18 protein-coding genes are annotated in these 13,896 nt (G+C 66.9%); 9 read left to right on the forward strand and 9 right to left on the reverse strand.

The window, feature by feature from the left end; all coding sequences use genetic code 11:
• Positions 1–16 precede the first annotated feature (16 nt).
• The 4 genes from Hhyl6_RS17275 to Hhyl6_RS17290 form a co-directional block, all read right to left on the reverse strand.
• On the reverse strand, positions 17–511 hold the full coding sequence (locus tag Hhyl6_RS17275; protein WP_483740487.1) for a TspO/MBR family protein: 495 nt from the start codon (positions 509–511) through the stop codon (positions 17–19).
• Between the two features lie 75 nt (positions 512–586).
• Positions 587–1,489, reverse strand: coding sequence for a hypothetical protein (locus tag Hhyl6_RS17280; protein ID WP_483740488.1), 903 nt, complete (start codon positions 1,487–1,489; stop codon positions 587–589).
• Complete coding sequence (gene priS / locus Hhyl6_RS17285) at positions 1,486–2,664, reverse strand: DNA primase small subunit PriS (protein WP_483740489.1); 1,179 nt, start codon at positions 2,662–2,664, stop codon at positions 1,486–1,488. The genes Hhyl6_RS17280 and priS overlap by 4 nt, the downstream gene beginning before the upstream one ends.
• A gap of 39 nt (positions 2,665–2,703) precedes the next feature.
• Positions 2,704–3,183, reverse strand: a complete 480-nt coding sequence (locus Hhyl6_RS17290; protein ID WP_483740490.1) for a GNAT family N-acetyltransferase — start codon at positions 3,181–3,183, stop codon at positions 2,704–2,706.
• 90 nt (positions 3,184–3,273) lie between these two features.
• On the opposite strand from Hhyl6_RS17290, the gene Hhyl6_RS17295 reads away from it, so the two are divergent.
• The 3 genes from Hhyl6_RS17295 to Hhyl6_RS17305 are packed head-to-tail and all read left to right on the forward strand — an operon-like array spanning position 3,274 to position 7,002.
• On the forward strand, positions 3,274–4,380 hold the full coding sequence (locus Hhyl6_RS17295; RefSeq protein WP_483740491.1) for a DUF502 domain-containing protein: 1,107 nt from the start codon (positions 3,274–3,276) through the stop codon (positions 4,378–4,380).
• A 24-nt stretch (positions 4,381–4,404) separates the two neighbouring features.
• Entirely contained in the window at positions 4,405–5,499 is a 1,095-nt protein-coding gene (locus tag Hhyl6_RS17300; RefSeq protein ID WP_483740492.1) for a DoxX family protein, read from the forward strand.
• Between the two features lie 48 nt (positions 5,500–5,547).
• A complete protein-coding gene (locus tag Hhyl6_RS17305; protein ID WP_483740493.1) occupies positions 5,548–7,002 on the forward strand; it encodes an RtcB family protein in 1,455 nt (484 codons plus the stop codon).
• An 18-nt stretch (positions 7,003–7,020) separates the two neighbouring features.
• Here Hhyl6_RS17305 and Hhyl6_RS17310 read toward each other — a convergent pair whose 3' ends face one another.
• Positions 7,021–7,455 (reverse strand): type IV pilin domain-containing protein, encoded by a 435-nt coding sequence (locus Hhyl6_RS17310; RefSeq protein ID WP_483740494.1) that lies wholly within the window; start codon positions 7,453–7,455, stop codon positions 7,021–7,023.
• Between the two features lie 88 nt (positions 7,456–7,543).
• Between Hhyl6_RS17310 and Hhyl6_RS17315 the strand changes: the two genes are divergently transcribed.
• Positions 7,544–8,395 carry an eIF2B alpha/beta/delta subunit family protein gene (locus Hhyl6_RS17315; RefSeq protein ID WP_483740495.1) on the forward strand — a complete coding sequence of 284 codons (852 nt, stop codon included), beginning with the start codon at positions 7,544–7,546 and terminating at the stop codon, positions 8,393–8,395.
• Here the strand turns inward: Hhyl6_RS17315 and Hhyl6_RS17320 are convergent.
• Together Hhyl6_RS17320 and Hhyl6_RS17325 are read right to left on the reverse strand one after the other, a co-directional pair.
• Positions 8,392–8,586, reverse strand: coding sequence for a DUF8106 domain-containing protein (locus Hhyl6_RS17320; protein ID WP_483740496.1), 195 nt, complete (start codon positions 8,584–8,586; stop codon positions 8,392–8,394). The two genes, Hhyl6_RS17315 and Hhyl6_RS17320, sit on opposite strands and share 4 nt — an antisense overlap.
• Positions 8,587–8,711: 125 nt before the next feature.
• Positions 8,712–9,458: a proteasome assembly chaperone family protein gene (locus Hhyl6_RS17325; protein ID WP_483740497.1), complete on the reverse strand. Its 747-nt coding sequence runs from the start codon at positions 9,456–9,458 to the stop codon at positions 8,712–8,714.
• Positions 9,459–9,535: 77 nt separating this feature from the next.
• On the opposite strand from Hhyl6_RS17325, the gene Hhyl6_RS17330 reads away from it, so the two are divergent.
• Positions 9,536–10,546, forward strand: a complete 1,011-nt coding sequence (locus tag Hhyl6_RS17330) for a mechanosensitive ion channel family protein (protein ID WP_483740498.1) — start codon at positions 9,536–9,538, stop codon at positions 10,544–10,546.
• Here Hhyl6_RS17330 and Hhyl6_RS17335 read toward each other — a convergent pair.
• Both Hhyl6_RS17335 and Hhyl6_RS17340 read right to left on the reverse strand, forming a co-directional pair.
• Positions 10,516–10,962: a universal stress protein gene (locus Hhyl6_RS17335; protein WP_483740499.1), complete on the reverse strand. Its 447-nt coding sequence runs from the start codon at positions 10,960–10,962 to the stop codon at positions 10,516–10,518. The genes Hhyl6_RS17330 and Hhyl6_RS17335 overlap by 31 nt on opposite strands.
• A 32-nt stretch (positions 10,963–10,994) precedes the next feature.
• Positions 10,995–12,353, reverse strand: coding sequence for a bifunctional metallophosphatase/5'-nucleotidase (locus Hhyl6_RS17340; RefSeq protein ID WP_483740500.1), 1,359 nt, complete (start codon positions 12,351–12,353; stop codon positions 10,995–10,997).
• 138 nt (positions 12,354–12,491) lie between these two features.
• Here Hhyl6_RS17340 and Hhyl6_RS17345 point away from each other — a divergent pair, with 138 nt between their 5' ends.
• The 4 genes from Hhyl6_RS17345 to Hhyl6_RS17360 all read left to right on the forward strand — a co-directional run bounded on the left by Hhyl6_RS17345 (position 12,492) and on the right by Hhyl6_RS17360 (position 13,894).
• Positions 12,492–12,635 carry a hypothetical protein gene (locus Hhyl6_RS17345; RefSeq protein ID WP_483740501.1) on the forward strand — a complete coding sequence of 48 codons (144 nt, stop codon included), beginning with the start codon at positions 12,492–12,494 and terminating at the stop codon, positions 12,633–12,635.
• 69 nt (positions 12,636–12,704) lie between these two features.
• Positions 12,705–12,944 carry a DUF5816 domain-containing protein gene (locus Hhyl6_RS17350; protein WP_483740502.1) on the forward strand — a complete coding sequence of 80 codons (240 nt, stop codon included), beginning with the start codon at positions 12,705–12,707 and terminating at the stop codon, positions 12,942–12,944.
• Between the two features lie 77 nt (positions 12,945–13,021).
• Positions 13,022–13,321: a DUF7116 family protein gene (locus Hhyl6_RS17355; RefSeq protein WP_483740503.1), complete on the forward strand. Its 300-nt coding sequence runs from the start codon at positions 13,022–13,024 to the stop codon at positions 13,319–13,321.
• A 30-nt stretch (positions 13,322–13,351) separates the two neighbouring features.
• The gene (locus Hhyl6_RS17360; protein WP_483740504.1) at positions 13,352–13,894 is read left to right on the forward strand and encodes a mechanosensitive ion channel domain-containing protein; all 543 of its coding nucleotides are present in this window, start codon (positions 13,352–13,354) and stop codon (positions 13,892–13,894) included.
• The last annotated feature ends 2 nt before the right edge of the window (positions 13,895–13,896 follow it).

The raw sequence follows: 13,896 nt of genomic DNA on the forward strand, positions 1-13,896 counted from the left end.
GCCCGCCCGTCGCCCCTCAGTTCAGCGCGACGAAGCGGTAGTTCAGAACCGCCGCGAACGCCACCCACAGAAGGTACGGCACGAGCAAGAGGCCGGCCCGGCGACGGACCCGCCAGAACGCTCGGACGGTCGGCACCAACAGCGCGAGCAAGACGAGGATGACGCCGAGGGCGAGCGTGAGGTTCCGCGCGCGGAAGAACACGGGGGTCCACGCCACGTTGAACGCCATCTGTGCGACGAACAGGCCGAGTGCGAGACGCCGCTCCCGTCCACTCTCGGACCGCCAGACGAGGTAGAGCGCGACGCCCATGAGAGTGAAGAGCGTGGTCCAGACGACACCGAACAGCCACGGCGGCGGGTAGATGGTTGGCTTGACGAGGCTCTGGAACCACGCGGTGTCCGGGCCGCCGAGGGCGGCGGGCGTCGCCCCGACGACGTTGACGAGGAGAATCGCCGCCAGCACGCCGGGGAGGTCATCACGGCCGAGCGACGCAGTACGTGTCGCGGTCATGCCTCACACTCGGTGCGGCGCCGACGTATAGGTACGCCCGGTCGACTGTTGCCGGACCGGTGCGGAAAAGGGGCGCTACTCCAGCGGTTCGGCGGCGTCGCGTTCGACCAACGGGTCGGCGTTGTCCGCCGGCAGGGTCACCACGTCGTCCGTCGAGAGGTCGTACTCGCGCTGGTCGACGCCGAAGATTTCGCCCACGTCGTCGGTGATGCGGACGGTCTTGCGGTCGACGTCGCTCGCGTGTAGGTCCTCTGACTCGCCCGCTGGGGCGGATTTGGGTTCGTCGGCGGCCGCGGCGTCGTCCACGGGTCCGTCCGGAGCGGGTTCGTCCGGTGGTGGGGGAGGTGCCGCTCCGCTCTCCTCGTCGGCAGGCGGTGCGTCCTTCGAGGACGCCGAGTCGTCGCCACCACCCATGAGGTCCGCCGCGTCGACGCCCGACTCCGCGGTGCCGTCGGTCCGTTCCGGGGCGTCCGGCACGATGTCCGACGGCGGTCCCGGTGAGGCGTCCGCCGAAGGCATGCTGGCGTCGTCAGTCCCCGACGGACTCGGCGTCGTCGAACTCTCACCGTCGCCGACGGCGCCGGTGGGCGCCTCGCCCGCGATGACGTCGAGGACGTGCTCGCGGTTCTCCTGGATGGCGCTCACCATCGTCTCGAAGAGGTGGCGTTCCTCCTGGGTCAGGCCGTCGTCCTCGGTGGGCATGTCCGCCGCCGCGAGCGAGGCCATCTTCACTATCTTGCCGACTCGCCGCTCGTAGATGGCCTCGACGGTCTGTTCGGCCGTCTTGATGTCGTCGGTCAGACGGTTGACCTCGGGGGAGTCGAACGGGTCGTCTGCGCGCTCGGCCGCGCGCTCTCGCTCCTCGCGGAGTTGGTTGACGAACTGGCCGGCCTCCTCGTAGAACGTCGAGCGCAACTGCTGTAGCTGGTCGGTCTGGCGCTCGCGTGACTGGACCGATTGTAGTTCGTCGAGTTTCATTCTACCCCCTTCTCCGCACGGCCGCGGGCCATCAGGAACACGCCCACGTGCTCTGGTACTGTCTGATTACCCGCCTCCACCGTAAAACTATCCCCGCCCAGTTCGACGACGCCGCCGTCGGTCACCTCGACGGTGATGTCGTGACCGCGGAACGTCTCGGGGACGGCGTCGACGAGAGGGTCGAAGTCGGCGATAGCGTCGCGGTCGATGCGCTGGACTTCGAGGCCGCTCCCGCCGTGGAGGCTCCCCGGCAACCGGATGAGTCGGTTCGTGTCCGTCGTCACCGGTTCGTCGATGGGGGCGTTGTCGTTCGCCACCACCTCGTGGACCAGCACCTGCGAAATCTGGTAGAACGCCGAGTGGACGTCGATGTTGCCGGCGGCCAACTGGTCGTAGTTGTTCCGGGCGGCGTTCAACGCGGCGTTCGCCTTCCCCTCGCCGATGCCGTCGTACCGCTGGAGTCGCTCCAGCGCCGCGTCCTCCTCCATGTCGAGCAACTCGCCGACCTCCGAGAGGATGTGTCGGTGCGCGCGCGCACTCCACCCGCCTTCGGTCGTCAGCGTCCGCTTCTCGGCGGGACTCGACCGACCGGCGGTCCCCGCGACGGTCTCGACGTCGACCAGTTCCTCGAACTCCAGTCCGATGCCGCGGACGTAGTCGACGATTTCGCGGCGTGCGTCCCGTTCGAGGCCGCGGACGCCATCGTCGCGGACGTGGACGTGGTACCCTCGCCCCCCGGAGAAGACGACTGTCAGGTCCTCGAACCCGAAGTCGTCCTCCAGAAAGTCCAGCAGTCTGAGCAGGGCGTCCTTGCACTTGGCAAGCATCTCGGCGTAGGAGTCCTCGCCGAGGACGACCGAGGGGAGGTGGTCGGCGTCCAAGTCGAAGACGAGGTCGGAGGACCGCCAGCCCTTGTCGCTCATCGTCGAGGCGCTCGGGTCGTCGTAGCGGCCCGCCGAGAAGTAGACGTGGCGGGGCTTCTTCCGTCCGAGGAACTCCTCGACGTCTCCGAGGTCCAACAGCGAGCGATGGCGCACCATCGTCTCGCCGGGGCCTTCGGTCCACGGGATGAACCCCCACTCGCGCTCGTTGGCGGCCGGCGGCGGGGCTATCGAGGTGCGACGGTAGTGGTCGCCGAAACGGCCACGGAGATACTCGAGGGTCCGCGCTTCCATCGGTGACTCGGTTGGGGGGACCCGTTCAAAAGGGTTCTCCTACCCGCGCAGAAACTTCGATAGTTTGTCCGTAATGGTCTCGTCGCCGAGTTTGAGGTAGTACGCGTCGCCGCCGTCCTCGTAGTAGTTGTCGATGCGGCGTCGAATCTCGAAGCCGATGTGCTTGTAGAAGCCCAGCGCCGCCTCGTTCGTCGACCGAGCGTGACAGGTGACGCTGCCGTAGTCCTCCGCGACGCGGGCGACGAGGCGTTTTCCGAACCCGTGACCGCGGTACTCGTCGTCGACGGCGAGAAAGAGGATGTACCCGTCCCGGCGGACGGCGGCGAACCCCACGAGACAGTCAGCAGAGCGGTCGATGTAGAGGTAGACCGTCGACCGGCGGTAGGCGTTCCGGAAGAACCCGCGTCGCTGTCGGAGCACACCGTCCGCCTCTCTGATGCCCTCCTTGAGTCGCCACGCGGCGTCCACGTACTCGTCGCTCCCCCGGTCGACGACTCGTGTTTCGATGTTGACGCTCACTGGCACTCACGTAGTAGGGGGACGAATATAATTCCACCGCCCGATACACTGAGGTACAGTTTTTTCCGACTCCCGGTCGTGTTCGTCGGCATGAGTGATAGGAGGGTCTCCAGTCGGGTTTCGCCCGCCGCCGTTCGGACGACGGCCCGGCAGGCAGCCATCACGGGCTTCGCGCTGACGATTCCGCTGTTGGTGACGTTGCTCGTCATGGGCTTCATCGTCAACGCCCTGTCGAACGTGCTGGACCCGATAGTCGCCTTCACCTTCCAGATGACCGGGTCGGAGATACGACCCTCGGAGACGTCGCCGCTCCTGTTGAAGGTGCTCGCGTTGGTCGTCCTCTTCGTCGGCATCTTCTGTATCGGACTCGTGGCCGAACAGCGCTCGGGCAACGGCCGCATCGAGTCGGCGTTCGACACGATGATGAAGCGCCTCCCGGGAATCGGTTCGCTGTACACGAGTTTCGACGAGATGAGCGACATGCTCTTGGACAGCGATACACAGAGTTTCAAGCAAGTCGTCCTCGTCGAGTACCCCACCGAGGGGTCGTTCACCGTCGCCTTCGTCACGGCCAGCACGCCCGAGAACATCGAGGACGCGACGGGCAAGGAGGACATGGTGACGCTGTTCATGCCGATGGCCCCCAACCCGGTGATGGGCGGGTACGTCATCCACGTCGAAATCGACAGGGTGTACGACGTCGACATGACCGTAGAGGAGGGAGTCCGCTCCATCGTGACCAGCGGCGTCGCAATCGGCGAAGGCTCGGTCTCGACGCCCATCGGTGCCGGCGCGACGACGGCCAGCGCCGGGCACCCGGCACAGGCCCAGTACCAGCCGTCCGGGGCGATGCGCGAACCGATGCCGGAGACGGACCGCACCGACCGTGAGGCCGCCTACACGGACGACATCGACCCCGAACACGCGGACACGCCCGACGGGGTCGCTCGGGGTCGAATCGGGGAGGCGGACCTCGGTCGGGACGTCACCCACCCGGACGACTTGGAGCGCGGTGACGGGACCATCGGAAACGAGCGTGCCAGCCCGGACGACCTGGAGCGAGGCGACGGGACCATCGGCGACGAGAGCGACCACCCCGACGAAATCGAGCGCTCGGAGGGGACCGTAGGGACCGATGTCGGCACGCCGGAGGAACTCGAACGCGACGGCGACGCGGCGGGAGACGGACAGGGTTAGGTATCTGCTGACCCAAGTTTGGGTATGGTTCGCCGTTCGATACGGATGGGGGTAGTGTGGGTGGTCTCGGTCGCGTTTTTCAGTCGACCGACCGCCGCACACGTCGATTACGTCACGGATGGACCGGGAGACGCACTCGACGCGCTCGCCTTCTTGCTGGACGTCCTCTCGGACCCGCTGAACGCTGCCCTCTTCGGCGGTGCGACGCTCGCGGGCGTCGTGGGGCTGGCCGCCTACCTCTGGGTCAAGCCGACTATCGCCGACATCGTCATCCTGCGGGAGACACTTGCCGGCTACGCGGACCTCGTCCCGTGGATGCTCCGACTGGCCGTGGGCCTCCCGCTCGTCGGGGCCGGCTTTCAGGGGTACCTGTTCGCGCCGACGGTCACGTTCGACCCGAGCGCCAACCCTGCCGTCAGGGTGCTGTTCATCGGTCTCGGTTTCTGCATCCTGTTCGGGTTGGCGACGCGCATCGTCACCGGAATCGGTCTGCTCACCTACGCGTGGGCGCTGACGGTCGACCCAGGCGTCGTCCTCGCGCTGGAGTACGTCCCCGGCTTTCTCTCGTTGCTCGTCGTCGGCGGCGGCCGGCCGAGCGCCGACGACATGTTACAGGAAGTCGCGAGCACCGACGGGACCTACTACGGTCGCGTCGACCCCGTCCACCACCTGAAGGCGTTCCTCGACGACGCGACCGACCCGTTCCGCCGGTACGTCCCGACGATGCTCCGGGTCGGGATGGGCGTCTCCTTCGTCTACCTCGGCCTGTTCCAGAAACTCGCGGACCCGGGGAGCGGCCTGCTGGTCGTCGAGAAGTACGACCTCACCGCCGTCGTGCCGGTGGACCCCGGGATGTGGGTGGTCGGCGCGGGCGTGACCGAAATCGCCGTGGGCTGCGCGCTGATAGCCGGGTTCTTCACCCGCGGGGCGGCCGCGGCGTCGTTCGTCCTGTTCACGACCACGCTGTTCGGTCTGCCGGACGACCCGGTGCTGGCCCACATCACCCTGTTCGGGATGGCTTCGGCCGTCTTCACGATGGGTGCCGGGCCGCTCTCGTTCGACCACTGGTTCGGACGCCCGGCGGTCGAGGGCGACGAACCGGTCGTGCCCGCCGACTGACCGAGGTCCGACCATACACATTTGCCCGTCCGTGCCCGACGTTCACACATGGTGACATACGAGGCTGGTTCGGTCACGCTCGAACGGGTCCGAGAGTACGTCTGGGAGATTCCGCCGACCGAGGGGATGCGGGTTCCGGCGCGCGTCCTCGCGAGCGAACGGTTGCTAGACGAGATTAGCGAGGACAAGACGCTCGAACAACTCAAGAACTCCGCGCACCTCCCGGGGGTCCGCAAGCACACGCTGTGCATGCCCGACGGACATCAGGGGTACGGTTTCCCCGTCGGTGGCGTCGCCGGCATCGACACGGAGGACGGCTGTATCTCTCCCGGAGCGGTCGGCTACGACATCAACTGCGGCGTGCGGATGCTGACGACGCCGCTCGACTACGAGGACGTGCAGGGCCACGAGGAGGAACTCGTCGAGCGGTTGTTCGAGGCCATCCCCTCGGGGCTGGGTGCCGGCGGCGTCTACGAGGGGTCCCTCGAAGACGTCGACGCCATCCTCGAACGCGGGATGGACTGGGCGCTCGAACAGGGGTTCGCCACCGAGGCGGACCTGGCACACTGCGAGGACGAGGGCTACCGCCCCGAGAGCGACGCCAGCGTCGTCTCGGAGAAGGCGAAACAACGGGGACAGACACAGGTCGGGTCGCTAGGGTCGGGCAACCACTTCCTCGAAGTCCAGCGCGTGACGGACGTCTACCGCGAGGACGTAGCGACGGAGTTCGGACTGGAACCGGACCAGATAGTCGTCCTCATCCACTGTGGCTCCCGCGGCCTCGGCCACCAGGTCTGTACCGATTACCTCCGGAAGATAGAGCAACGCCACGGCGACTTGCTCGCGCAACTCCCCGACAGGGAACTCGCCGCGGCACCGGCGGGGTCGCAACTGGCCGACGAGTACTACCGGGCGATGTGCGGGGCCATCAACTTCGCGTGGGTGAACCGCCAACTCGTCATGCACCGGACGCGGGACGTGTTCACCGAGGTCTTCGACGTCGACCGGTCGGCCCTCGAACTGCTGTACGACGTGGCCCACAACATCGCGAAGAAGGAGGTCCACGAGGTGGACGGCGAGGAGCGCGAACTCTACGTCCACCGGAAGGGGGCGACCCGCGCGTTCCCCGCCGGCAGGCCGGAACTCCCCGAGGCCTACGCCGACGTGGGCCAACCGGTCATCATCCCCGGGAGCATGGGCGCGGGGTCGTACGTCCTCCGCGGCGGCGAGAACTCGCTGGCGGAGACGTTCGGGTCGACGGCACACGGTGCCGGCCGGTTGATGAGCAGGACGCAGGCGAAACAGGAGTACTGGGGCGAGGACGTGCGCGACGACCTGCGGGAACGCGACCACGTCTACGTGAAGGCCCAGTCCGGCGCGACGGTGGCAGAGGAGGCACCGGGCGTCTACAAGGACGTAGACGAGGTGGTCCGGGTGTCTGACGCGCTGGGTATCGGGGACAGAGTCGCGCGGACGTTCCCCGTCTGCAACATCAAGGGGTGAGGCGGACGGCCAGCGGTATCAACCGCCGCTCCACTCGTCTAGCTTGGTTCGGTTGCCGCTCCGGTTGTAGTAGATTGTGACCGTATCGCGCGCACTCACCCGGCGGCCGTAGGCGTTGCCGCTGCTCAACTGCGTGATGTCTCCCGGTTCGACCATCGACGTGTTGTTCCGGTTGGCGAGTTCGGCCCACGTGACGGTTCCCCCCGGACCCTCGAACTCGACGCTGCCCGCTCTGAGGGCGTCACCGCGGCTGTGGGTCACGAGGAGGAGTTCGTTGTCGTCGACGTAGTCGTAGGTGAAGTTGGCCTGTGGACCCGCGTTGGCGTCCTCGTCGACGACCATTACGTTCAGGCCGACGATGGCCGTCACGAAGACGGTCAGCGCGATGAGGACGCCGACACCTATCGACTCGGACATCCCCACCGTGTCGTCGCTGAGGCTTCGGCCACCCATCCTGTCGGGACATGGATTGACGTCGTTAAATGCTGTTCGGCTGTCGGTGAGGGGAAAGCACATATCGGTTCGGGTCACAGCCCCCCACATGATAGACGAGACAGTCGAGGAAATCGAAGAGATGCAGACACACAGTTCCTCGACAGTGGCGGTGAAGGCGGCGAAGGCGCTCCGGGCACTCACTGACCGGGAGTTCCCGACAGTAGAGGAGTACCTCCGGACGCTGGAGCGAAACAGCAACGCGCTCCGGCGGGCCAACCCCTCTCACGCGTCGCTGCACACCACCCAGTTGGACATCGTCGAGTCGGTCCGGGACGCCGACCCGGACGACGTGTCGACGGCGAAACGGGTCACCGTCGAGGCCATCGAGTCCGTCGTCGACGAAGTCGAGTCGGCGAAGGACCGCGCGGCGGCGCGGGCGGCGGACCTCATCGCCGACGACGACACGCTGTTGACGCACGACTTCTCCTCGACGGTGCTGACGGCCATCGACGACGCGCTAGCGGCCGGTAACACCTTCGAAGTGTACGCTACGGAGTCACGTCCCCGGTTCCTCGGGCGGAAGAACGCGCGCAAACTGGCGGAGCGGGACGGCGTCGACGTGACGCTCATCGTGGACAGCGCGGCCGGCCACTTCATGTCCGAGTGCGACCGCGTGCTGGTCGGGATGGACTGCATCGTCGAGGACACGCTGTACAACCGCATCGGCACCTACCCCATCGCCACGGCGGCCGACGACACGGGCGTACCGATGACCGTCGTCGGCGCGGACGCGAAGTTCGTGGACGGCGCGTTCGCCTTCGAGAACGAGTTCCGCTCGCCGGCGGAGGTGCTCAGGGAACCGGCCGAGGGGTTCGACGTGGCCAATCCGGCCTACGACGCGACGCCGACGTCGCTGCTCGATTCAGTCGTGACGGACGAAGGGATACGGGAGTACTAGCGGTCGCTCAGGACGGTTCGGCAGTCCGGACAGCGACGAGTCGCCGTGTCGCCGCGGCCGTCGACGTGCCAGTCCCCGCCGATAGGACTCTCGTGACCGCAGGTCGGACAGAACAGCACGCCCTTCGAGCGCCGAGGGCGCGACCGCTGTGTGCCGGGGGCGTCCATCGGGCGGGTTTCGATGGAGGTCATCGACTAGAGTCACGAGCCCGAGTCGGAAGTATTTGTTGGCAATCTGTTTAATTATTCAGTGAAGAACGCGACGTCTGTCACTGACAACCGTTCACTACCGAGTGATACGTTCGCGTACGGAGTGTTCACATGTACATTCTGTCGTCGGGCATCGTCTCCTCGTTGGCGGCCTCGATACGCTCGGCGAGCGCCCGGTACTGCGCCTCGACGGTGGCGGCGAACTCGGCCAGCGGTTCGGTGTCGACGTCGACGCCGTGGGTCGTCGAGAGGGCGTCGACCAGTCGAATCGCCGCGGCGGCGTCCGGGGCCTGCGGGTGGGCCGGCGTCGTGAACACGCCGACCGGACGCTGGTCGTCGGCGATGCCGCGGGCGACCAGTTCGGCCGTCACGCCGTCGAGGAACCCCGTCCCCATCGGCCGAATGTCGGTGTCGGAGAGGTAGCGCTCGCGGTAGTCCTCCGTGGCGATGTAGAACGGGACGTGGTCCTCCGGCCCGTGGGCGACGGGGACGCCCGAGAGGACGGTGAGGTTCGTCGGCGTCAACTGCGCGTAGACGTCGTCGACGGCGTCAGCGAAGGACTCGGCGGCCTGCAACGGGACGAACCGTTCGCTGATGACGACGGCCAGCGACGCGGCCTCGTGGACGTGCAGGCGCGTGTGGTGGCGCGGGACGCCGTCCTCGAACGGCGTGATGGTCGGCGGACCGCTGTCGACGAGATAGCCGACCTGCTCCATCGACAACTGGTCCACGAGGTAGTCGACGGCGGTCAGACCGGCGAGGCCGTACTCCGTGAACCCGACGACGAGCGTGTCGACGTCCGGCAGTTCGGCGGTCAACTCGAAGCGTGGTCGGTCAGTCCCAGCGGAGTCCATGGTCTCCTCCTCGTCTGCCGCCGTCTAATCGGTTTGGGAGGGGAACGTTTTTCTCGTGGGACTGTTCACTCTGTGCCATGCGTCCCGGCCACGTCGTGTTGTTTCAGGCGACGGGAACTGACTCGCCAACGCCGACGGCCGCCGAGGCGACCCAGTCCCTGTTCTCGTGGCTCCCGTTCGAAGTCCCCGTGTGGGCCGCCCAACTGCTGACCTCGCTCGTCGTCATCGCACTCGCGTTCGGCGCCTCGCGCCTCCTCGTCCGCTTGCTCGGCCGGCGCGTCGCACAGCGGTTCCGTCGCCCCAGTCTGACCCGGACGGTCCTCCGGGGTATCCGGGTCGGCGTCTACGTCTTCGCCCTGCTGACCATCATGGGCATCTACGGGCTGGGTATCGGAGATATCGGTCTCTCGGTGGCCGTCTTCTCCGCCGTGGTGGGTGTCGTCGTCGCACCTATCGTCGGGAGTTTCATCTCCGGCGTCTTCCTGCTTGCCGACCAACCCTACGAGATAGGCGACATGATAGAACTGGCCGACCGGGGCCAGCGCGGGTTCGTCGAGGACATCACCCTCCGGCACACGAAGGTCTTCACCCTCGACAACACCTTCCTGGTCATCCCGAACGGGTCGATGCGGGACCGAGACGTCGTCAACTACTCCGCGGAGGACCCGCGGACGCGACTCTCGCTCGACCTCATCGTCACCTACGAGAGCGACATCCCCGAGGCGCGTAAATTGGCCGAACGCGCCGCCCGGGACGTGGACAACGTCATCGAGGGCGGACCGAACATCCGCGTCGGGGCGGCCCGCTACCCCGCCGCGCCGACGGCTTACATCAACGAGTTCGCCGACCACGGGGTCCGCTTGACCCTCCGGTACTGGGTGACGGAACCGTACAAACTGCTGGCCGCCCGGTCGAAGGTCCAGACCAACGTCTGGGACGCACTGGAAGCGGCGGACGTCGAGATAGCGTATCCCCACTCGCACCTGTACTTCGACGAGACGAGCGGCGAGATGCAGGTCGCCGTGCGGAACGAGGTCGAGGGCCCCGGCGCGGACGCTCAGTTCCCCGGGGACCGCGAGGCCGAGTAGGACGACGGCTGACTGTCGGGGCTGACAGTGACGACGTCACAGTCCAGTTCCTCGCGCAGGAAGTGTTCGATGTCTGGGTCGTCCACGAGACGGCGTATCATCGACCGCCAGCGGCTGACTTGCTTGCTCCCGATGACGACCACGTCGGCGGCCTGTGCCGCTACCTCGTCGAGAATCGTCTCCTCGACGAGCATCCCGGAGCGGACGACGTAGCGGGTCCGCGGCAGGTGGCCGAACTCGCGTTCGACGGCGCTTTTCAACTGTGCCCGGGAGACTTTGTGCCCGCCCTGATAGAGGTTCACGTGGAGGACGGTGAGGTCCGCATCCTCCTCGTCGGCGACTCTGACGGCCTCCGCGAGCGTCGCTCGCGAGTTCTCCGAGAGGGGATACCGGACCGGGACGACGACCTGTGGCATCGTGAACCGGTTCGGCGGCCGGGGTTAAATCCCTAGCGACGCACTACGCGACCGGTGACCGACGGGTCGATGCCCTCGGCCCGCGCGTACTCTGCGAGCACCTCGTACTGGAGGGCGGCGACGTCGACGCGGTGACCCTGCGTGAGGACGGGAAACTCCTGTGGGGTGTGGAGGAGGTAGTCCGTAGTCGCGACGGAGTAGGTCGCCTCCTCGTCGACCGGCGACCCGTCGACGCGGAGGGATTCGACCGTCTCGGACTCGCGGTCCCAGACCACTTCGAGGCCGCTCACGTGCGCGTGCCACCACTCAGGTTCACCGAAGTCGACGACCCGACCGCTCGCCTGCCGGCAGAGCGTCCGGAGTTCCGCGCCGGTGAGGTCGGCCACGACGACCGGTTCCTCGAACGGGACGACGGCCACGAGGTCGGCGACGGTCACGTCCCCCCAGAGCGGCGTCTCGTCGGTCCGGACCCCGCCGGCGTTCTGGAGGCCCACGTCCGCGCCGGTCGCCCACCGGTAGGCGTCGGCGACGAAGTTGCCGATGCGACTCTCCCCGCCCAGCGTAGCCATGCGCTCGCGGGGAATCGGGTCGTCCACGCGGGCCACCGTCTCGTTCAGGCCCGTCTCGGCGAGGCGACCCGTTATCGCGGTCGCCACGGCCTCGACGCGGTCGGCGTCGTCGACGCGGCGGAACTCGGCGGTCGGCGAGTCGCCGTCGAGCGCCACCGTGACGACGGTGTGACCGTTCGACCCCGGCCGGGCCAACAGCGTCCCGTCGATTCGCTCGATGCGGCGCTCGTGGACGTGCCCGCCGAGAACCACGTCCACGTCACAGCGGCGGGCGAGTTCGTCGTCGGCCCGACCGAGGTGCGAGAGGACGACCACTTGGTCGGCACCCCGGTCACGGAGTGCGGACGCCGCCTCGGCCACCGCGTCGACGGGGTCGGCGAACGTCAGCGGTTCCGCGGCGGGATTCGCCGACCCAGTATCGGGGTCGGTCACGCCGACGAACCCGACCCGCGTGCCGGCCACTTCGCGGACGGCCCACGACTCGGTGGCGTCCGCGAGGAACCGACCGTCGCCGTCGCGGACGTTGGCCGTCAGCCACGTCTGGGGCGACGCCCTGACGAGGTGTTCGGTGGCGTCTAACCCGTGGTCGAAGTCGTGGTTGCCGAACGTCTCGAACTCCGGTTCGACGGCCTCGAAGAGGTCCAGCGCCTGCCGGCCGTTCGTCACCAGCGAGAGGACGCCCGGTGCGGTGTTGTCTCCCGTCCCGACCAAGAGGGAGTCCGGCCCGTCTAGCGCCGCCAGCGTGCCCGCTAACCGACCGATTCGGTCGGGGTCGTCGTACGCGCTCTCTACGTCCGAGTAGTGGACGAGTCGGGGACCCATCACTCTCAGTAGTGGGGTGGAGCGGGAAATCGGTTCCGGGGTGGGCGAGGTGGCGGGCCGGCCGCTCCGGCGGCTCGTAATTATTGACCGAACAACACTATCCGCGAGAGTTATAAACCGGGGTACTGTATCGGGGCCATGAGTGGCGCGAACCCACGAGGTGACGTCGAACCAACTATTTGTCTCGGCTGTGAGAAGCCGTTCCGACTCATAAGCGTGCTTCCGCTAGCCGGGGAACTGGAGTACTGTCCGACCTGCTTCGAGGCCTACCTCGACCGGTAGCGCGCGACCGGGGGCGGACGAGACTGACGCTACCACAGCGGTTTAGCCGTTGGGTTCGTACCACGCCGTATGGACGAACGCGACGGTCCGGACGGGACCACGCTCTACGTCGACCGCGAGGACGGGGACATCGGCACGAAGGGACCTTTCTTCGTCGTCTACCGGGACGCCGACCGGGAGCAGAGATGGGGGTACTTCTGTGGCAACTGCGAGACGTTCAACAACGCCATGGATTCGATGGGACGCATCCGCTGTAACGAGTGCAGCAACCTCCGGAAGGCCGAGGAGTGGGACGCCGCCCACGAGTAACCCGCCGGGGTGCCAGTTCTGTCGTTCGATTGTCGAGTGGGAACGTTTATGCACCCGCCACTGGTACGGACTCACAGATGGGGGCCGTTACCACATCACTCGGCGAGCAGGCCCAGTCGATATTCGACGATATCGGGTACACCGTGTCGCGCACCGACACCGGACTGCGGGCAGAGCACAAGTGGCGGGTGGTCTCCGTCACAGTGCTCGAAGACGACGAGACGATTCCGGAGACAGGAGACTTGCGTTGCTTCGTCACGTGGTCGTCTGAGACGGCCACGCTCGCTCGACGGCTCACACGGATGGACGTCGAGTACGACTGGGCGGTCATCGGCGTCCGTGAGGACGGCGGGTACGACGTCGTACACCCCCAGTAACACTTAGGGACGTCCCCCCGACGTCCGAGCGTGCAGACGAGTATCATAGCCGCGGCGCTCGAACAGTTCGTCACCGACGTCCAGAACGTTCTTCCGGACCTGTTGACCGGTTTCGTCTTCCTCGCAATCGCCACCGCGGCGGTCAAGGCAATCATGGTGGTGGTTCGGGCCGTGTTGCGACGGGCGCTCCCGGGAGAAGCGCCAGTGTATCGACAGTTCATCGCCACCGTGGTCCTCGTGTTCCTGTGGTTCGCCGTCGCTCTCTCCTTCCTCTCCATCGTCGGCCTCACCCTCATCGCCGCCTCGCTGGGGACGGCGACTGGTTTTCTCGCACTCGGCGTCTCCTACGCGCTCTCGGGGATGATTGCCGACGCCGTCGCGGGCGTCTACCTCCTGCGCGACCCTGACTTCAACCCGGGCGATACGGTCACGGCGGGCGATACGACGGGTGAGGTGACGGCCATCGAACTCCGCAAGACGCGCTTCGACGTGGACGGCGACACGGTGGTCCGCGCCAACGCCGACATCGAGAAACGGTGGACGAAAGTGGCAGACGGGGACCGTGTGAGGTAGTA

The sequence above is a fragment of the Haloarcula sp. H-hyl6 genome (assembly GCF_056934455.1).